Annotated in this window: 23 protein-coding genes; 12 read left to right on the forward strand and 11 right to left on the reverse strand. The window is 46.7% G+C overall.

Annotation, left to right across the window (positions count from 1 at the left end):
• Positions 1-55: 55 nt before the first annotated feature.
• Both ABE021_RS14440 and ABE021_RS14445 read left to right on the forward strand, forming a co-directional pair.
• Positions 56-1,129, forward strand: a complete 1,074-nt coding sequence (locus tag ABE021_RS14440) for a hypothetical protein (protein WP_430289608.1) — start codon at positions 56-58, stop codon at positions 1,127-1,129.
• Positions 1,130-1,201: 72 nt separating this feature from the next.
• Entirely contained in the window at positions 1,202-2,392 is a 1,191-nt protein-coding gene (locus ABE021_RS14445; protein WP_430289609.1) for a glycine C-acetyltransferase, read from the forward strand.
• A 62-nt stretch (positions 2,393-2,454) separates the two neighbouring features.
• Here ABE021_RS14445 and ABE021_RS14450 read toward each other — a convergent pair whose 3' ends face one another.
• Together ABE021_RS14450 and ABE021_RS14455 are read right to left on the reverse strand one after the other, a co-directional pair.
• Complete coding sequence (locus ABE021_RS14450) at positions 2,455-2,625, reverse strand: hypothetical protein (RefSeq protein WP_430289612.1); 171 nt, start codon at positions 2,623-2,625, stop codon at positions 2,455-2,457.
• 11 nt (positions 2,626-2,636) lie between these two features.
• Positions 2,637-3,305 carry a hypothetical protein gene (locus tag ABE021_RS14455; RefSeq protein WP_430289614.1) on the reverse strand — a complete coding sequence of 223 codons (669 nt, stop codon included), beginning with the start codon at positions 3,303-3,305 and terminating at the stop codon, positions 2,637-2,639.
• 188 nt (positions 3,306-3,493) lie between these two features.
• Between ABE021_RS14455 and ABE021_RS14460 the strand changes: the two genes are divergently transcribed.
• Complete coding sequence (locus ABE021_RS14460) at positions 3,494-4,438, forward strand: L-threonine 3-dehydrogenase (protein WP_430289616.1); 945 nt, start codon at positions 3,494-3,496, stop codon at positions 4,436-4,438.
• 527 nt (positions 4,439-4,965) lie between these two features.
• On the opposite strand, the gene ABE021_RS14465 is transcribed toward ABE021_RS14460, so the two are convergent.
• From ABE021_RS14465 to ABE021_RS14485, 5 genes are all read right to left on the reverse strand, one after another.
• Complete coding sequence (locus ABE021_RS14465) at positions 4,966-6,321, reverse strand: YjiH family protein (protein WP_430289618.1); 1,356 nt, start codon at positions 6,319-6,321, stop codon at positions 4,966-4,968.
• A gap of 168 nt (positions 6,322-6,489) precedes the next feature.
• Positions 6,490-7,158, reverse strand: a complete 669-nt coding sequence (gene bshB2 / locus ABE021_RS14470; protein ID WP_430289620.1) for a bacillithiol biosynthesis deacetylase BshB2 — start codon at positions 7,156-7,158, stop codon at positions 6,490-6,492.
• 20 nt (positions 7,159-7,178) lie between these two features.
• Positions 7,179-7,529: a YojF family protein gene (locus ABE021_RS14475; protein WP_430289621.1), complete on the reverse strand. Its 351-nt coding sequence runs from the start codon at positions 7,527-7,529 to the stop codon at positions 7,179-7,181.
• Positions 7,530-7,655: 126 nt separating this feature from the next.
• Positions 7,656-8,489 (reverse strand): bifunctional hydroxymethylpyrimidine kinase/phosphomethylpyrimidine kinase, encoded by an 834-nt coding sequence (gene thiD / locus ABE021_RS14480; RefSeq protein ID WP_430289624.1) that lies wholly within the window; start codon positions 8,487-8,489, stop codon positions 7,656-7,658.
• A gap of 73 nt (positions 8,490-8,562) precedes the next feature.
• Positions 8,563-8,811, reverse strand: coding sequence for a hypothetical protein (locus tag ABE021_RS14485; protein ID WP_430289626.1), 249 nt, complete (start codon positions 8,809-8,811; stop codon positions 8,563-8,565).
• Between the two features lie 150 nt (positions 8,812-8,961).
• Between ABE021_RS14485 and ABE021_RS14490 the strand changes: the two genes are divergently transcribed.
• From ABE021_RS14490 to ABE021_RS14510, 5 genes are read left to right on the forward strand one after another with little or no spacing between them, the layout of a single operon-like run.
• Positions 8,962-9,744 (forward strand): DUF4230 domain-containing protein, encoded by a 783-nt coding sequence (locus ABE021_RS14490; RefSeq protein WP_430289627.1) that lies wholly within the window; start codon positions 8,962-8,964, stop codon positions 9,742-9,744.
• Positions 9,744-10,427: a uracil-DNA glycosylase gene (locus ABE021_RS14495; RefSeq protein ID WP_430289695.1), complete on the forward strand. Its 684-nt coding sequence runs from the start codon at positions 9,744-9,746 to the stop codon at positions 10,425-10,427. Before ABE021_RS14490 ends, ABE021_RS14495 begins: the two co-directional genes overlap by 1 nt.
• A gap of 39 nt (positions 10,428-10,466) precedes the next feature.
• A complete protein-coding gene (locus ABE021_RS14500; RefSeq protein WP_191690034.1) occupies positions 10,467-10,643 on the forward strand; it encodes a uracil-DNA glycosylase in 177 nt (58 codons plus the stop codon).
• Entirely contained in the window at positions 10,640-10,942 is a 303-nt protein-coding gene (locus ABE021_RS14505; protein ID WP_430289628.1) for a YwdI family protein, read from the forward strand. Before ABE021_RS14500 ends, ABE021_RS14505 begins: the two co-directional genes overlap by 4 nt.
• A 30-nt stretch (positions 10,943-10,972) precedes the next feature.
• Positions 10,973-11,353 carry a DUF423 domain-containing protein gene (locus ABE021_RS14510; protein WP_430289629.1) on the forward strand — a complete coding sequence of 127 codons (381 nt, stop codon included), beginning with the start codon at positions 10,973-10,975 and terminating at the stop codon, positions 11,351-11,353.
• Between the two features lie 55 nt (positions 11,354-11,408).
• Here the strand turns inward: ABE021_RS14510 and gerQ are convergent, their stop codons facing one another.
• Both gerQ and ABE021_RS14520 read right to left on the reverse strand, forming a co-directional pair.
• On the reverse strand, positions 11,409-11,780 hold the full coding sequence (gene gerQ / locus ABE021_RS14515) for a spore coat protein GerQ (RefSeq protein ID WP_191691208.1): 372 nt from the start codon (positions 11,778-11,780) through the stop codon (positions 11,409-11,411).
• Between the two features lie 18 nt (positions 11,781-11,798).
• Entirely contained in the window at positions 11,799-12,218 is a 420-nt protein-coding gene (locus ABE021_RS14520) for a cell wall hydrolase (protein ID WP_430289630.1), read from the reverse strand.
• A gap of 747 nt (positions 12,219-12,965) precedes the next feature.
• On the opposite strand from ABE021_RS14520, the gene ABE021_RS14525 reads away from it, so the two are divergent.
• A complete protein-coding gene (locus tag ABE021_RS14525) occupies positions 12,966-13,919 on the forward strand; it encodes a nuclease-related domain-containing protein (protein ID WP_430289632.1) in 954 nt (317 codons plus the stop codon).
• A gap of 422 nt (positions 13,920-14,341) precedes the next feature.
• On the opposite strand, the gene hemQ is transcribed toward ABE021_RS14525, so the two are convergent.
• Positions 14,342-15,094 carry a hydrogen peroxide-dependent heme synthase gene (gene hemQ, locus ABE021_RS14530; RefSeq protein WP_430289633.1) on the reverse strand — a complete coding sequence of 251 codons (753 nt, stop codon included), beginning with the start codon at positions 15,092-15,094 and terminating at the stop codon, positions 14,342-14,344.
• A gap of 219 nt (positions 15,095-15,313) precedes the next feature.
• Between hemQ and ABE021_RS14535 the strand changes: the two genes are divergently transcribed.
• Positions 15,314-16,156, forward strand: coding sequence for a lipoate--protein ligase family protein (locus ABE021_RS14535; RefSeq protein ID WP_430289635.1), 843 nt, complete (start codon positions 15,314-15,316; stop codon positions 16,154-16,156).
• A gap of 29 nt (positions 16,157-16,185) precedes the next feature.
• Here ABE021_RS14535 and ABE021_RS14540 read toward each other — a convergent pair whose 3' ends face one another.
• Positions 16,186-16,818, reverse strand: a complete 633-nt coding sequence (locus ABE021_RS14540; protein WP_430289638.1) for an RsfA family transcriptional regulator — start codon at positions 16,816-16,818, stop codon at positions 16,186-16,188.
• Positions 16,819-16,991: 173 nt separating this feature from the next.
• Between ABE021_RS14540 and ABE021_RS14545 the strand changes: the two genes are divergently transcribed.
• Together ABE021_RS14545 and ABE021_RS14550 are read left to right on the forward strand one after the other, a co-directional pair.
• The gene (locus ABE021_RS14545; protein WP_430289639.1) at positions 16,992-18,290 is read left to right on the forward strand and encodes an HD domain-containing protein; all 1,299 of its coding nucleotides are present in this window, start codon (positions 16,992-16,994) and stop codon (positions 18,288-18,290) included.
• Between the two features lie 15 nt (positions 18,291-18,305).
• Positions 18,306-18,812, forward strand: a complete 507-nt coding sequence (locus tag ABE021_RS14550; protein WP_430289641.1) for a YwgA family protein — start codon at positions 18,306-18,308, stop codon at positions 18,810-18,812.
• Positions 18,813-18,858 lie beyond the last annotated feature (46 nt).

Here is an 18,858-nt window from a genome sequence, read left to right on the forward strand (position 1 = left end):
TTTTCGTTCCCATTTCATAAGCTGTTCTGAAGAACATCAGAAAGGACTGGTCACGATGAACGGAAAATTAACAGAATCGATGGGAACGGCCTATACAGGAGGGGGACTGACTCATAAGTACGAGCATCTCATCCAACAAGCTGCGACGACAGTCTTCATAAAATCACCTCCTACCTTTGCGTTATCCAGCATTTTGAATGAGCTTGCGGTCTTTTATGTAAAACGAGGATACGATGTAGATCGTTTCCGGAGTCCCTTGCATATCGAAAAAACAGATGGGATTTACGTCAAGGGGCCCGAGCTCTTTTACGTTTCAGCTTCCTATCCAATTCCACTCGAACCGACAGACCTTGGTGGCAAACACCGCGTCGTCAGTTTTTATGATGTCTATGATGAAACCAAATTACGTGAAAACAACCCACAAATTGCGGGGCATCTCGAAGAGGCGGCCACTTACTTGGAAAAAGCACTTGCCTCACTCTCTGAAGCGAAAGCGATTCATGACGAATGGGAAACCGTCAACATCCGTCGCATGGATTGGGCAGCACACGAGACGAAAACCCAATCGCTTGCAAATGAATTATTCGGCTCACTGGATTTACACAAAAGTGCCGCCGTTTCCCATCGCATCATTGGCTCATTATCTTCAAAAGGTGCGCATGATTTCATCCCATCCATCACCAAATCCGTAAAGCGGAGACTGTTAATCAAAGCCCTGCCAGGAACCGGCAAGTCCACGATGATGAAAGCACTTGGAGAGGAAGCGGAAAAACGCGGCATAGATGTGCTGTATGGCTGGTGCGGGTTAGATACGGGAAGTATCGATCTTGTCCAATTTCCTGAGCTTTCCGTTTGTATCTTCGATGCAACGGAGCCCCACGTCTATGAGGCAGAACGAGAAGGCGATGAAATCCTGGACCTCGTTGAGATGTGTGCGCCGAGCGAAAAGGCGGAGCAGGAAATCGATGGCATCCGCACACGCTACAAAGAAACAATTGCAAATGCGGCAGGGTATATGCAATCTTATGCGCGCTTGGCAAGCCAAATAGACGCGGGGATGGACAGTGCGCTGGATTTGAAAGCGTTCCATGAAAAAGCAGAACTGCTGACAAAACTCATCGTACCTTAACACACTTCAGTTAGGGGGAAGGGCACAAATATGCTACACTAAGAGCATTACGTGTCTGAAAGGAAGATGAGTTTGTCTAACATATTGAATGCATTTCTAGACGAGAACTTGCAAGAACTTCGTGACCAAGGTCTCTATAACGAAATTGAGCCGGTCGAAGGTCCGAATGGCCCGATCATTAAAATTAAAGGCAACGACCTCATTAACTTATCATCGAACAACTATTTAGGTCTTGCGACAGACGAAGACTTGAAAAAGCTGAATATTGCAGCTGTGAATAAATACGGTGTCGGTGCAGGAGCTGTACGTACCATCAATGGTACACTCGACATCCATATCGAACTTGAGAAAAAACTCGCTGAATTCAAGGGGACGGAAGCTGCGATTTCATTCCAATCCGGATTCAATTGCAACATGGCCGCAATTTCTGCAGTCATGAACAAAAACGATGCGATTTTGTCGGATGAATTGAACCATGCCTCGATCATCGACGGCTGCCGTCTATCAGGCGCAAAAATTATCCGTGTGAAACACCAAGACATGGACGATTTGCGTGCGAAAGCAAAAGAAGCGACAGAATCCGGATTGTACGGAAAAGTCATGTACATTACGGATGGCGTATTCTCGATGGATGGGGATATCGCAAACCTCCCAGGTGCTGTTGAAGTCGCGAAAGAATTCGACCTCATCACATACGTAGATGATGCACATGGTTCAGGCGTTACAGGAAAAGGGAAGGGAACAGTGAAGCATTTCGGTCTTGAAAAAGAAATCGACATGCAGATGGGAACCCTTTCAAAAGCAGTGGGCGTCGTTGGCGGTTATGTAGCCGGATCACAAAAGCTGATCGACTGGTTGAAAGTCCGTTCTCGTCCGTTCTTGTTCTCTACAGCAGTGCCACCTGGTGACGTTGCAGCAATTATGGGGGCACTCGATAAAATCAGTGCGTCCACTGAACTGCACGACAAGCTTTGGGAGAACGGAGACTATTTGAAAGCGGGCTTGAAGAAACTCGGCTTCAATATCGGGAATTCCGAAACACCGATTACCCCATGTATTATTGGCGAAGAGAAACTGACCCAGCAATTCTCGAAACGGCTTGCCGAAGAAGGCGTCTATGCAAAATCGATCGTATTCCCGACCGTACCAAAAGGGACAGGCCGCGTCCGCAACATGCCAACTGCAGCCCACACGAAAGAAATGCTTGACGAAGCACTTAAGATTTATGAAAAAGTCGGTAAAGAGCTCGGCGTTATTCAATAATGGAAATTGCATAAAAATCAAAAAAACAGTCTGGAAAGGGAGTTATCCTTTCCAGACTGCTTTTATTTCGTTGGCATGTCAACAGGCCGCGCAACTTCTTGATGATACACAGTCGTCAATTCACCATTTGCAAGTTCGATATCATATTGGGTGCGTTCATCAGATCGGACAAGTACGATAAGTCCTTTACGACCGTCATGCAGCTCTACGTAAGTCTCTTCTTCATAAATCATCGCAATCCCTCCTATTGGATAATGGGAGATACTTGGTCTTCGCGCTGGAACAGAGAAACCAATACATAATATTGAACTCCACTTGCATGGGAGGTGGCCAATTCCACTTCCCGTCGATAGGCGGTTTGATCACCCGACTGCTTGGCAATACTAGCTTGAAGCGCATGTTTCATCCAAGGCTTTTTAATTGAGGTTTGGAGAGTTTGAGCTCGTTCCATATTCCCTTCCATCAAAAGTGCACTGGCCGTATAATAATTCACATAATCGGCTGTAGGTAAATGGATGGCGATTCGATGGAGGGCATCCGCATCTTGTTGCCAAACTGCAAGATTTGCACCATAAATGGCTTGCACTTTAGGTTGTTTATAAGTTTGCAAAATAGTTTCAATCGTTTCGATAATCATTCCATCAGACTCATGAGCGATTGCATAGCCATAAGCGAAAATAGCATTGGAACGATTCTTCGTTAGAAAAGTATCGATCTTTTTCATATCTTTCGTAACGTAAATAATATAGACTGGCCATCCCAATGTGGCTGCCAAATATACAATCATGACAATGACGAATACTGCCCAAAAAGGAATATTCAAAAATAACAGCACGACGGTGAGGAGAATTCCGCCGCCAAATAGTAACAGCCAGCGGGATACTCCGCCGACGAGAAATGGATTATCTTTCAAGCTGCATACCCTCCCGTTACTTCTAGCATAACATACAATTCCGATAACGAGAGGGATCGTCAGTCGGAGAATTGTGTTTTTCAGCAGAACAGTTTATAATCAGTTTCAGCTGTTGAAACATGTTATTTTATTTGATGAATACCAACTGTCCTCTCCAAAAAGACAATCATTCATAGGGGGAATACATGATGAAGAAGATTATGGTGACTGGTGCACTCGGTCAAATCGGTTCTGAACTGATTACCAAACTACGGGCTGAATATGGAACGGAAAACGTACTGGCAACAGATATTCGTGAGCCACAAACAGAAATGGATGGGCCATTCGCAATTCTTGACGTCACAGACGGGGAAAAAATGACTCAACTTGCAAGAGAATTCGGGGCAGACACGCTTATGCACATGGCGGCATTGCTTTCTGCCAAGGCGGAAGAAAGCCCGATGCTCGCATGGAACTTGAACATGGGCGGCCTGGTGAATGCGCTGGAGACAGCACGTGAACTCGACCTTCAGTTTTTCACACCAAGCTCAATCGGCTCATTCGGACCTTCCACACCGAAAGACAACACCCCCCAGGATACGTTCCAGCGTCCTACAACGATGTATGGTGTCAACAAAGTTGCGGGTGAATTGCTATGTGATTATTATTATCAAAAATTCGGCGTTGATACACGTGGTGTCCGGTTCCCTGGACTTATTTCATACGTGGCGCAACCAGGTGGAGGAACGACAGATTACGCGGTGGATATCTTCTACAAAGCTGTAGAAGAAGGCAAGTATACGTCATTCATCGCAGAAGGCACTTACATGGATATGATGTATATGCCAGATGCGCTCCAAGCGATTGTGGATTTGATGGAAACGGATGCCGCGAACTTGAAACATCGCAATGCATTCAACGTAACGGCGATGAGCTTCGAACCATCTGAACTCGCAGCTGCTATCAAAAAACACATTCCAACGTTCGAAATCAGCTACGACGTCGATCCGGTTCGCCAATCGATCGCAGACAGCTGGCCAAACTCTCTCGATATCTCTGTCGCAGAAGCAGAATGGGGTTTCAAAGCCACCTATGATCTCGATACAATGGTCGCGGATATGCTGGAAAAGATTCGCGAAAAAGTGAATGCCTGAAAAATGACTCCCCGTGTGCCAGTTTTTACTGGCATGCGGGTTTTTTTGCTATGAGGGGAAAGCGTTCATAAATTGAGTAAAGTGATCATACCCGATGGGAAACGCTCATAAATCGCGAAAAGTGATCATAAGCGATGGGAAACGCTCATAAATCATGGAAAGTGATCATAACCGTGAGAAAACGCTCATAAATCGAGTGAAGTGATCATAACCAATGGGAAACGCTCATAAATCGCGAAAAGTGATCATACCCGATGGAAAAGCGCTCATAAATCGAGTAAAGTGATCATACCCGATGGGAAACGCTCATAAATCACGGAAAGTGATCATAACCGTGAGGAAACGCTCATAAATCGCGAAAAATGCTCATAACCCAGAAAAAGCGCCCATAACACCAGCTAATCATCTCCCGCGGAAGAAAACCCCAGCCGCCCATCATCCAATCTCGCGAGCAACCAAGCACTCCCCTAAAACGACAAACTCCGCCACGCAGCTATCTAGCCGCGTGGCGGAGTTTCTAATTTCCATTAAAATAACAAGTGTGCAACGCCTGCTACGATTGGCAGCGCGATGATCGTACGAAGTAAGAAAATCACAATTAAATCCCAGATGTTGACCGGAATCTTCGTGCCGAGAATCAATCCTCCGACTTCTGACAAGTAAATGAGCTGAATGACGGAAATGGTCGCCACGGTGAATAGTGTAATCGGATCAGAAATCATACCTTCTGCGAGAAGAGCAGGCAAGAACATATCTGTAATTCCGACAACCATCAGGGAACCGGCTTCAGCCGCTTGTGGAATTCCGAGAAGATTCAAATACGGAACGAATGGCTTTCCAAGAATCGTGAAAATACTTGTGTACTCTGCGAGCATTGTCGCAATCGTACCGAACGCCATAACAATCGGTGCTACACCGATCCACATGTCTAGAACGTTGCGGAACCCTTCATTCACCATTTTACCTGGAGAACGGTTTTTATCCGCAGTCGCGAGCGCATTTTCAAGTCCATGAGAAACGACATTGTATCCTTCAGGCAAGCTTTCTTCAGTTCCTGTCTGCGGAGAGCCATCGATGAATTCATCCGGTTTCTTCGAAAGAGGATAAATTCTAGGCATGATCAAACCGAGAACGAGTCCGATCAATCCAACTGTTGCGTAAAACGGTACGAAATAGTTTTCAAGACCGACAGTAGTGATGATGACAATAGAGAATGTAATCGAAACGATTGAGAACGTCGTTGCAATAACAGCTGCTTCCCGTTTCGTATAATGGCCATCCTCATATTGCTTGCTTGTCAACAGGACACCAATTGTCCCATCTCCCACCCAAGACGTCAAAGCGTCAATGGAGGATCGCCCCGGAAGCTTGAACAACGGACGCATGATTTTCACCATCATCGTTCCGAAGAACTCAAGCAATCCAAAATTCAATAATAACGGCAAGAACAAACCAGCGAATAGGAAAATGGTATATAGGAACGAAACCAGGCCATCGGGTGACAGTAACAATCCGCCTGTGTTTTCACTCCAAATCGCTTCAGGACCGATTTTGTACGTGACCATTACTGCGAAAACTGCACCGACTACGCGCGTCAATGTCCAGAACGGCGTCACTTTGAACAACGTTTGAACGAATGGAGTCTTCGAGTCTTCATCATTACGGATGAATAGGAAGATTACGGAACCTACGGCGGAAATGATAATGAGCACCATTGCGGCAAATGGCATTGCAGGTTCTACAAAACCAGCTAGTTTGTCTGCCAGAAACGCAATCGGGACTTTCCAGCTGTCGCCGATCTTCAGTGGAATCATGAAGAGGATGACTCCGATAATAGATGGAACTAAAAACAATAGCCAGTTGGATAAAGACGCTTTTTTCATGAATGAGCTCCTTCTTAATTAGTAATGCATACTATGTATATTTATTCATATTAATGAATGAATATCGAAAAGTAAACAAGAAATTTTCTCCAAAGCCCTATATGTATACCCGGATTCAGTAGTTGAAAACTAGCAATCCGGGTGTGACCGCGTTTGAAAGCGGTTTCCTTACTTAAAGGAATATGTGTAGAAATGTTCTGTCTTTAACCATCTTAACGCATCAGGTTCCTGCGCGTCCAGACGTTTTTGCATATCTTCCATCATCCAGACGGTTTGAGACGCATGGGCATTCATGGCTCCCAGCTTTTTCTCAGTCACACCTGACACATCATGGTGGACATCGGGGTGCCCGATTTGCTCAACTGTCTTGTTATCGAACGCAATCGTGTACAATTTCGGACGCTCAGATTCTGCCATTCTGCTAATCGCTTCGACTACAGCGCGTCCAGTAGCATCGTGATCCGGGTGAACAGATAATCCTGGATAGAACGAAATCATCAGGGAAGGATTCAGTTCGTCGATTAAATCTGCAACGAGCTTCACCATTTTTTCATCATCCTCGAACTCTACCGTCTTATCGCGCAGACCCATCATCCGTAGATCCGTTAGTCCCATAGCGTCTGCAGATGCCTGCAACTCTTTCTTACGGATCATCGGTAACGTTTCGCGGTTGGCAAATGGAGGATTTCCAAGATTGCGTCCCATTTCACCGAGTGTCAAGCAAGCGTATGTCACAGGGACGCCCATTTCGATATAAGTTGAAATTGTTCCTGAAACACCGAATGCTTCATCATCCGGGTGTGGGAAAATGACTAATACATGACGTTCTTTTTCCATCTCTATTGGACCTCCTTTTATTAGTACGTGAACGGAGTTTCGCTAATTTCTAAGGCAACGGCCAATTTGCCATCCGGCCCTAGTCCTGCCATTAGCAGACGTCCGTGTTCGTCCAATTCGCAGTGTGTAATCCCTTGTGCGTAAATCCACCCTGAAGGCAGTTTCAATCCGATTCGGTGAGGGGAGTCGCCCGCCACTTTTCCGAGTTCAAAATTTACAACAATATTGCGGATGAACGCACCTGCGTTAAAGAAACCTTCTTGAAAATGCGCAGCATAGGAGCCGTTTGTCGTCTCCAAATGAATGTAGACATCTTTGCCCGCAAAGGAATCGATCAGGCGTTGAAGCTGATCTCGTTGTACAAGTTCCACATGTCTTCCTCCTCTGGCTGTATTTTTACTCTGCCTTCAATTATATCCGGAAAGAGAAGCAATTGCGATTATGCCGTTTCAGCAACAAAAAGCACAGAAGGACATGTCCCCCTGTGCTTGGAAATATTACACTTCAGTTGTCGTGATTTCAGATCCGCCAAAACGGTTTTTCGCACCGTGCATGACAGGTCCTACATACTCGTTCAATTTCCAGCCGTTCGCTATAGCAGCCGCAACGAATTCTTTCGCTTCGATCACTGCCTCTTTAATATCTTGCCCATTTGCTAGGTTCGCTGTAATCGCTGCGGCAAACGTACAGCCAGCGCCGTGGTTATAGTGGGTATCCGTTTTTTCAGATTCCAACAAAAGATGGGTTTTTCCATCGTAGAACAAGTCTGCTGCTTTATCGTGCTGCAGCTGCTTGCCGCCTTTAATGACGACATTGCGTGCGCCGAGGGAATGGATCTTCTCAGCTGCCGCTTTCATCTGCTCGATTGTCCCGGGAGTTTTCATGCCAGCAAGCTGACCCGCTTCAAATAAGTTCGGCGTCACGATTTCAGCACGCGGAAGCAAGTATTCAATCATTGCATCGACGGTGCCGGGGTTCAAGACTTCATCCTCCCCTTTGCAAACCATGACGGGGTCGATCACGACGTGTGAAAGCTCGGATTCTGCAATCGCTTCCCCTGCAGTCTGAATGACTTCCTCTGTGCTTAACATGCCTGTTTTAATGGCATCGATGCCAGTGGAAAGCGCAGTTTTGATTTGCGATTTAATGACATCGATCGGAAGGGAGTAGACATTATGGCTCCAATGCTTGACCGGGTCCATTGTGACGACTACTGTCAAAGCCGTCATTCCATATGTACCGTGTTCCTGGAAGGTTTTGAGGTCAGCCTGAATGCCGGCACCGCCGGATGTATCTGATCCTGCAATTGTCAAAGTCTTTTTCAACGTCATTGTAGAGGACTCCTTTACGAATAGGGTATACTTAAGTGTACTCAAACAGAAAAGTAAATACAAATTGCTCGAATTATGCGCGTGCCAGCTTGAGGAGGATGAACCCTAGCCCCCCTCCCGCGACGAGGCAAATTCCACTTCCTATATAGTGGCCACTTTGTGCGAGACCGATTGTTAGCGCAATGAGAAACAACATAGCGATGCCGAAGATGCTATAAAAGAAAAGCATTCCTGCACTTTTTGAGGACTCAGAATACGATTCTCCATCTTTTGCGGCTTCTGCAATACGCCTTACTTTTTCACGGATCGGAACGTTGGACAAGGCAATCCCTCCTTCGCGCCATCATACCATGCCGGATTGCTTGTCTGCACAGGAACTTTACTGCAAACTGTACGTAATGATTAAGGCCGTATTGCATGGACTAAAAAGATAGACCAATAGCTGGAATCGCTGCTGGAAGGGAGGACTGAGATGAAGAACGAGAACAACTCGAATGACGAGCGGAAACTGGAAGAAATCGAGAAATTATTGAAAGAGTTGAAAGCCTCGGACAAAGAAAGTGCGGTCACGGTGGATGAAGCATTCGCCCGTCCGAAAAAGAAGCGCAGAAGTCTATGGCACATTCTCACACTTTTCTTCTCGCTATGGCGCAAATCGTTTCTCATCATTGCATTGATTGTCATTCTCCTTGTCGCTTCACTGCCGTTTGTCGCTTTCTATCTATTGAAGCAAGGCAGCACATTCACCGAACAGAAAACAAGTTTCTTAGAACAAATCCAGGACTTGAATGAAATGGCGACGGCGGAAGCCTATACGAAAGTCATTATTGAACGTCAAGATAACCAGCTGTTCGGACAAAGTATCGGACTGAACCTCCCAGGGACACAGCGGCAGCTGCTCGTCGTAATCCCCGGAGCTATCAAAGCAGGCGTGGATTTATCGACATTAAGCAAGAAAGACCTGGACATCAATGAGGGGAAAAAAACCGCGACACTCACGTTGCCGAAACCTGAATTCCTTGGGGGCGCCGAAATCTTTTTTGACCAAGTTGAAGTGTACTCGTTCGAAGGGGTATTCCGTAATAAAGCCGACATCGAAGAGGCGTATGAGCTTGCAGAAGAAGCGAAGAGATTGATCCGCGAAGAAAGCGCAGGTCAAGGTGTATTGGAAACTGCCGAAAAAAATGCGGAACAAACACTCCGTGAAATGTTTTCACTAGCGGGATACGACGTGACAATCCAGTTTGAGGAGTGATCGAGTTGAAACCACAATTCGGAAGTCAGTGGGATGCAGTGCTTCAAGACGCATTTGAAACCCCATCCTATGCGCAGTTGCGTGAGTTTTTGAAGAAGGAATATGGAGAGCATATCGTCTATCCGGGGATGGATAATATATGGAACGCATTTAAGCGTACCCCCTATGAATCGGTGAAAGTGGTTATTTTGGGACAAGATCCCTACCACGGAAAAGGCCAAGCACATGGCTTAAGTTTCTCGGTCCAACCCGGTGTCAAAATACCACCTAGTTTGCGCAACATTTTTAAAGAACTTGCTAGCGATATCGGCTGTTCGATCCCTAAATCGGGTTCCTTGCTAGGATGGGCGGAGCAAGGCGTGCTTCTGATGAACACTGTATTGACTGTCCGGGAGGGGGAGGCCCATTCTCATCGTAAGCAAGGGTGGGAAGCGTTCACTGATGAAGTGATCAGGAAGCTGTCGGACCGCGACGAGCCGATTGTGTTCATCCTCTGGGGGAGGCCTGCGCAGGAGAAAAAGCGACTCATCGATTTGACAAAGCATGTTACCATTGAGTCAGTGCACCCAAGTCCGCTCAGTGCAAATCGAGGATTCTTCGGGTCGCGTCCTTTTTCGAAGACGAACGAACAGCTTGCTTCGTGGGGGAACTCCGAAATCGATTGGTGCAAGACAGAATTGTAGAAAATGAATGGAATACTACCGGAGGAGGTGGCCGCTGTCATGGCTGTGAATTGTTTTCAATGCCGTCATTTCTACGTAACCTGGGATCAGAAACATCCCCGTGGTTGCAAAGCGTATGGATTTAAAACGCGCGAGCTGCCTTCTGCAGTGGTTCTGCGTTCCTCAGGATTGGAATGCATGAAGTTTGAACCGAAGAAAGGAAGCGGTGGCGCATGATTTCAACAAATCGTATTCTGGAAGAATTGCAACGTCAACTGACGAATGCGAAAACGACTTCCGATGAAGCCGCGATGCGTGAATCGATTGCTGCGATGCAGTCGCTATGCGGTTTGATACTTGGCGAGAAGACGCCATCCCGCGACGTTGAGTTGAAGGGGAATAGTCCAGTCCAGGATGAGTCTCCACTCGGAATGTCACCCGCGAACGAGACATTCACCACTCCTATGCAATCTGGTCTAGAAGGCAAAGTTTTAAACGAAGAGGATGCAAATGGCGACTCGCTGTTTGATTTCTAATGTAAAACTAATCGGAAAGAGGGATAACACATGCCATTTTTCATTATTGCAGGTGCAGTGAACGGAGCGATTGCTGTTGCGCTCGGAGCGTTTGGCGCGCATGCACTAGCTGACAGATTATCTGCACATTACTTGGATGTTTGGGAGAAAGCTGTGCACTATCAAATGTTCCATGCAATCGCACTGCTCGCAATCGGAATTCTGATGAGTCCGGCACTTTTCGGCTCATCGACCGCTCTATCATGGGCAGGATATCTCATGTTAGCTGGGATCATCATTTTCTCAGGAAGTCTGTATATATTAAGCTTATCGGGGATCGGAATCCTTGGTGCCATTACACCGATTGGTGGCGTTGCATTCATCGCCGGGTGGATTATGCTGATTGTGGCAGCCGTGAAGTTTGGAAACTAATGAAATGAAAACACCTGCAACGTCTCTATAGTAGAGTCGTTGCAGGTGTTTTTGGTTATGGCCGTTGTGGGAAGTAATTGAGTTCTTCGTTGAACTCTGCATAGTCGAAGTAAATCATAGGGAAGAGAAAACGTTTGCCGGTCGCTTGTTCAGATAGGATGACATGATCACGGCCAGCTGCTTCTACCATGCCGGTTACTGCTTTCACGTTCGTGCCTGCTTCCATCGCGTTTTCAAATGAAAAGTGGAACGTCCCGACCTTACCTCGGTTTAACCGTAAAATATTCTCGATGTATGATTCCTCACGAAATGCACCCGCTGGCGGACGTCCGCTCGGAATAGTGACTTGCGGGGGAACGGTCTGCTGTTGCTGGGGATACTGATATTGCGGTTGCTGATAGTTAGGTGTCCATTGATATTGAACCATTCTGTCATCCTTTCAAAGTTAAATATTTGGGCAATCTTGTTCGGTTGGCGAGAAGAAACAGTGTGATTTGTAGCGGCCCGTGTTGTATTGTCCGTACCATTGCTCTGGGCAATCTCCAGCAGGCATGAAAAACCAGAGTGATCTTTCAGCAGGTGTGAAACGTTCCCCGTTCACCGCACGTCTTGCCAATTTGCGATCGACTTCACGGGCGCGTTGGTAAAAGTAGCCTTTCGTTGTCGCTTCAAAACCGCCGGGTCGTTGGAACACCATGTCCTCTAAGTCGCGAATCTCCGTGAAATCGAGGCAGTCCGAGCGAACCCGATTGACGCCCACATTGCCGACCAACAGCATTCCGAGCTGGCCATCGCCTTCCGCTTCCGCGCGCATCAACCGCGCAAGCAAATCAATTTGTTTATCTGTCGTCTTAATTACCGCCACACGACAACCCCCTCACACGTATCCTATGAACGGCACGGCCCAAACATACCAATCATCTTGAAGTAATGATGATTTGTAGAAGTGATCATAAAAATCGGGGAATGCTCATAAAAATGGGAGAGCGCTCATAAATCACGGAAAGTGCTCATAAACTCCGGCAAGCGCTCATAACCCATGGAAAGTGCTCATAAACATGGGGAAACGCTCATAAACCATGAAGAGTGCTCATAAACATGGGGAAACGCTCATAAATCATGAGAAGTGCTCATAAACTCTTGGAAACGCTCATAAACCATGGAAAGTGCTCATAAACTCCGGGAAACGCTCATAAACCACGGAAAATGCTCATAAACTCCAGGAAACGCTCATAAACCACGGAAAGTGATCATAAACTCCGGGAAACGCTCATAAACCATGGAAAGTGCTCATAAACTCTAAAAAACGCTGATAATTCTCCAGAAATGCTCGTAAATCACTAGAGAACCTTATGGAGAATCACTCTGTTCTCGTGAATTGACGCTATTCCATCTGACGCTTCCCAAAATAAGCGAAGCGCCAACAAATCAAGCCCTGCCAATGGTTCACAAGCTATTTTTGGGAAACAGGAGTGCTCTGAATAGGAGAAAATAGATACCCCAAACCTCAAGTTTGACACCTTAAAACAGTCCAAAATGCTATCTTGGCAAAAGCCATTCCAATCAATCAGGAAACAAGCTACACTCAATGAAAATGAAAGGAAGGTTGCCCATGCTCTTTAAACAACGAACAAAATCCATGCAGTTACAAGGATTGGAATCCCTCGCAAGGAGACTATCGCCAACACACGAGAAGTATCGATTCATCCAGGATGAATTGTACAAAGCCCGTGCCGGATTTGGAGGGGAGCAAGAGTATGACCGATGCATGAAAGAAGTCCATACTGATTTTCCCCATGCAATCTTGCATGACCTCAGCCTTCAGCAAAACGGAGTGTACTTTCAAATCGATTCCCTATTCATAGCACCAGACCGCGTCGTCATAACGGAAGTCAAAAATATCGCGGATAAAATCATCGTCAAAGCGAACCCGACACAATTTCTAAAAGAGTTGCAAAGCGGTTCTCGCACAGTCTTTAGAAATCCAATTGCTGAAGTCGAACGCAAAATCCACTTTTTGACCAGTTGGTTACGCGCGCGGGACGTTCATCTACCTGTTACGGGCCTGATCACGTTTGCGCACAACAACGAAATCCTCATCGAAGAACCGCCAGCTATGCCGATTCTGCCGAATTACGAAGCGCCTGCTTTTTTTAGAGAATTATCGATTGAATCCCCGACACTATCCAAACAAGATATCCAACACCTTGCACATATATTCCTGACAGATCACCAAGAATATGACCCGTTTCCACTTGCTGCCCGATACGGAATTCATCCAAATGAATTAAAGATGGGGGTCCTCTGCCCCGATTGCCCAAATGACCATGCGATTGTTCGCAAAGAAAACACGTGGAGCTGTCCACTTTGCGGGCATAAGGGTCGAGCACCTTATGAGCATGCGATTAAAGAGTATTTCATGCTCGTCGGTAAGTCGCTGACGAATCGCGAATATTGTAGATTCACTGGATTGACTTGCCGGCATACTGCAAAACGACTGCTGTCCAGTTCGCTGCTGCGAAAAGTTGGAACACGTAAAGCGACCACGTATACTCTTGCCAAGTAAAACCAAGATTGATTGGCTGCGCTTCGCCTTGCGAAGCGTTTTCTGTCGTAGAGCTCCACTTATAATGGGAATATAGATGAGTGAAAGTGATCATAACCGGGCCGGCCCCGCTCATAAACAAAGAAAAATGATCATAACCGGGTAGGTCCCGCTCATAAACAAAGAAAAGTGATCATAGCCGGGTAGGTCCCGCTCATAAACAAAGAAAAGTGATCATAACCGGGCCGGCCCCGCTCATAAACGGAGAAAAGTGATCATAACTGGGCCGGCCCCGCTCATAAACGAAGAAAAGTGATCATAACCGGGCCGGCCCCGCTCATAAACAAAGAAAAATGATCATAACGGAACCGGCCTTGCTCATAAAACCACAAAAAAGCCGCCCCAGGAACACTCCCATGGGCGGCTCGTATAACAAATCACCTTCACACCGCGAAGAAATCGGCGCGTGTAGCATCTTGCAAAATCGTTCCTACGAAGAACTCCCCGAACTCGCTGTATCGCGCGCTCACTTCGTCAAAACGCATTTCGTAGATTAATTTCTTGAATTGAAGTACGTCGTCTGCGAATAGCGTAACGCCCCATTCGTGGTCGTCGAACCCGACAGAACCTGAGATGATTTGCTTCACTTTGCCAGCATAGCTGCGTCCGATCAAGCCGTGGCTGCGCATCATCTCTTTCCGGACATCCATATCGAGCATGTACCAGTTGACGTCGCCTTCGCGCTTCTTATCCATTGGATAGAAGCAAACATACTGGCTGCGTGGAAGTTCAGGGTACAACCGACCGCGAACGTACGGATTCTGGTATGGGTCTTCATCCGAATCCCCACCTGCTAAGTAGTTGGAGAGTTCTACTACGGATACGTACGAATACGCAGGAAGAGTGAAGTCTGCGATCGTGAGCTTATTGAATTCCGCTTCAAGCTGCTGCAATTCATCCATCGTTGGACGCAATGTCATGAGCATGAAATCGGCTTTCTGACCGACAATTGTATAAAATGCATGGCTGCCTGTTTTGTTTTCATCCGCTACGTTCAGCTTGTCCAGAAACGTGACGAACTCGTCAACCGCGTGCTGGCGCTCTTCTTTGGAAATAAGTTTCCAAGAGGTCCAGTCCATCGTACGGAAGTCGTGTAATACATACCAGCCATCCAGAGTTTGTGCTGCTTCAATCATGAGAAATCGAACTCCTTTAAATTGAGATTCGTACGGGTGGACGGAGAAAAATCCCCGAGGCAGCCGTTCTTTTCCCAGTGTACCATAACGGACAACGTCAATTCAGCCAAGACATCGGATTTCACGAATTCGACATGCCGAAGCGAGTGGAAGAGGAATGGATTGTAGTGTAAACTGAGACTAATCCAAACTAAAACATTCACATATAGGAGTCTATTCATGACAGCAATCGAATCGTATGTATCCATCCCGACATGGCGTTATATAGATGAATCCCTTTCGGCTAAAAGTCGATCTGCACTGGAATCGTTCGCAGCGGACGATACCCTTTGCCAGCTAGTCGGCCAACAACAAAGCGCCCCGACAGTCCGTACTTGGGTGCATGATAATACAATCGTACTCGGTGTTCAAGATCACCGGCTCCCTCACCTGGAACGGGCATTACCAGCTATCCATGAAGCAGGATACAAGACAATTGTCCGAAATTCGGGAGGCCTTGCAGTCGTACTCGACAGCGGAGTACTCAACATTTCCATCGTACTTTCCGAGCGCAACGGGTCAATCGATATCTCTGTCGGATACGATGTCATGCTGGAATTTATCCGCATGCTGTTCCCGGAAGCGGGAGAGCGTATCGAGGCTTATGAAATCGTAGGGTCATATTGTCCAGGAAGCTATGATCTCAGCATTGATGGAAAGAAGTTTGCGGGCATTTCCCAGCGTCGATTGAGACAAGGCGTCGCCGTCCAAGTCTACTTATGCATCGAAGGCAGTGGGAGTGAGCGGGCAGCGCTCGTCAAAGAGCTATACGAAACTGGACTCGGAGGGGAGATGACGAAATTCACCTATCCTGTCATTCATCCGGAAACGATGGCTTCATTATCTGAATTGCTCGATCAGCCGCTTACTGTACAGGAAGTCAATTTGCGAGTACAACAACAGCTCCATCTCCTTGCTGATAGCGTCCAATCCGGCGGTTTCCGTGATGAGGAAATGGAACTCTATACGTATTACTTGAATCGCGTCGTCGAACGTAATGCCAAAATGATCGTTCCAGTTTAACAGCAACATGAAAAAAAGAACCGCCTATTTTAATGAATAGGCGGTTCTTTTGAGATTAAATTTCCGTTCTGTTCCATTTTGAATGTGGGAGCGGTATGTTCTCCTTCTTCATTCAACGTAACCAGACGGCGCGCTCGGTTCATAATTTCAACGAATTGCTCGTAATCTTCCCGGATTGTCTTGTTATCTTTCTTCAAACGCTCTATCGTCTTTTCAAGTTCATTAACACGGGCTTGTGCGGTTTTTGCGGTTTGCTGCCAGCGAAGCGTATCATTGTTTACACCGCCTGAATGGTGCATGCGAATTAAGAATGCAATGACTGTATCCATGGATAGGGCAGACAGTGGAACTGATGCTGCGCGCTGTTCTTCCTCATTGGTTTGCACGGAAAAAAGAGGGGTCGCACGGCGTTTGAAGTCTGAACCTAGCACTCGCAATGCTTGCTTGCGTTCCTTCTTCGCTTGGGCGAGCTCTTTCTCATAATCTTGTCGAACCACAGCGTTCCAACGAAAACCACATGCCGCTGCTGTCCGATTCAACGCATCTCCAACTTCTTCAAATGCACTTAACTGTGTGCTTCCTTCACGAACGTGTCGTAGTACCGTTTCTGCCAGTAGTGTATCATTTTCTTCCAACCATGCATCTTGTCTAATTTTAACCATCTCCAATGCCTCCCATAATTCGTTCTCTCTTTCTACTGACAGCATGGACAGCCCGTAAGATTTTTATACAGAACAAAAGATTGATACTTTCTTCTTTTTTTGAATGTGCCATTTGCAGCTGTCGGACTTGCTGATTTTTGGTATACTAGATAAACGTTGAACGGAGGTGCGCTATGTCGTACGAGCATGAGAAACTGGCAGAAGAAAAGGTGTTCAAAGACCCTGTACACCGTTATATTCACGTGAGAGACCGTGTTATCTGGGATGTCATCGGCACGCGGGAATTTCAGCGGCTGCGCAGAATCCGGCAGCTCGGCACAACGTATCTCGTCTTCCATGGAGCGGAGCATAGTCGTTTTCAACACTCGCTCGGTGTCTATGAAATTGTCCGTCGCATCATCGACAATGGTTTCGGAGGGCGTCCGGAGTGGAATGAGGATGAACGGCTGGTGGCATTATGCGCAGCACTCCTGCACGACCTCGGTCACGGGCCGTTTTCTCACGCGTTCGAAAAAGTATTCGACTTGGACCACGAGAAATTCACTCAAGCCATTTTGTTAGGGGACACGGAAGTGAATGCAGTGCTAAGCCGCGTCAGTCCGGAATTCCCGCAGCGTGTAGCCGATGTCATCGGTAAAACCTACAAGGACAAGCTGGTCATCAGTTTGATCTCCAGCCAAATCGATGCGGATCGGATGGATTATTTGCAGCGGGATGCCTATTACACAGGCGTTCAATATGGACACTTTGACATGGAGCGGATTTTGCGCGTCATGCGTCCAGCCGAAGAACAAGTCGTCATCAAGTCCAGCGGCATGCACGCGGTCGAAGATTACATCATGAGCCGCTACCAGATGTACTGGCAAGTCTATTTCCACCCCGTCTCCCGTAGTGCAGAAGTGATTCTCATCAAGATTTTGCATCGCGCAAAGTCGCTATATAAGAATAGCTATTCATTCCAACAAGACCCCGAACCATTCCGGTCTTTTTTCGATAAAACCATTACGCTCGAAGACTATATTTCTTTGGACGAAGGTGTCCTATTCACTTATTTCCAGTTATGGATGAAAGAGCAAGACCCGATCCTATCTGACTTATGTCGTCGATTCATTAATCGTAAGTTATTTCAATATGCCGAGTTCGATCCTGCTAAGGAATATCGCAAAATCGGTCAACTCGATGCATTGTTCAAAGAAGCGGGAATTGATCCCGAATATTATTTAGTTACGGACTCTTCTTCCGATTTGCCATATGATTTTTATCGACCTGGAGAAGAAAACGAACGCGTTCCGATCTATTTACAACTTCCGAACGGGGAGTTGAGCGAACTGTCCCGGTCATCCGATATCGTAGATGCCATTTCCGGCAAGCGGCGTACGGACCACAAAATCTATTTCCCTGAAGACATATTAGAAGCAGGACAAGAGGACAATCCTCTGTATAAGGAAATTTTACAGCTAGTAAGAGGCTAGAAAGGAGCGTGCGCAATGCTTGCGGAACACGCGAAAATCGTTCAGATGATTTCCCTGGCGGATGAAGTGAAAGGCAGAAAAAAACTGCAGAAGATGGTCTACATATTGAAGAAGATGGCGTTCCCCTTCGTAGAGAAATACGAATTGCACATGTACGGCCCCTATTCAGAGGAGCTGACGCTGCGGGTGGAAGAATTGTGTGAAATGGGTTTTTTGGATGAAACATGCACAGACAAAGGATCGTATGTCCAATACTCTTACCACGCAACAGAAGACGGGCTTAAGTTTTCGGAAACCGGAGGCGCTCCGGCAGCCTCCCTTGCCCCATGCATCAGCAAGTTGAATGACCAGAGTTCAAGGTTCTTGGAACTCGTCTCCACTTTGCTCTATTTCGACCATTTAGATCGCTCCGAGCAAATCGCTAAAGTACGTATCGTCAAGAACAAATTGAACTTTTCAGATGAAGAAATGGATGCTGCATTTGCATTTATCGCAGAAATGGCAGCCTGTGTTGTCGCATAATGCATGCCACTACAAAAACCGGAGGCGCAAGGGGATCCCTTGCGCC

The organism is Sporosarcina gallistercoris (genome assembly GCF_050459885.1).
GTDB classification, from domain to species: domain Bacteria; phylum Bacillota; class Bacilli; order Bacillales_A; family Planococcaceae; genus Sporosarcina; species Sporosarcina gallistercoris_A.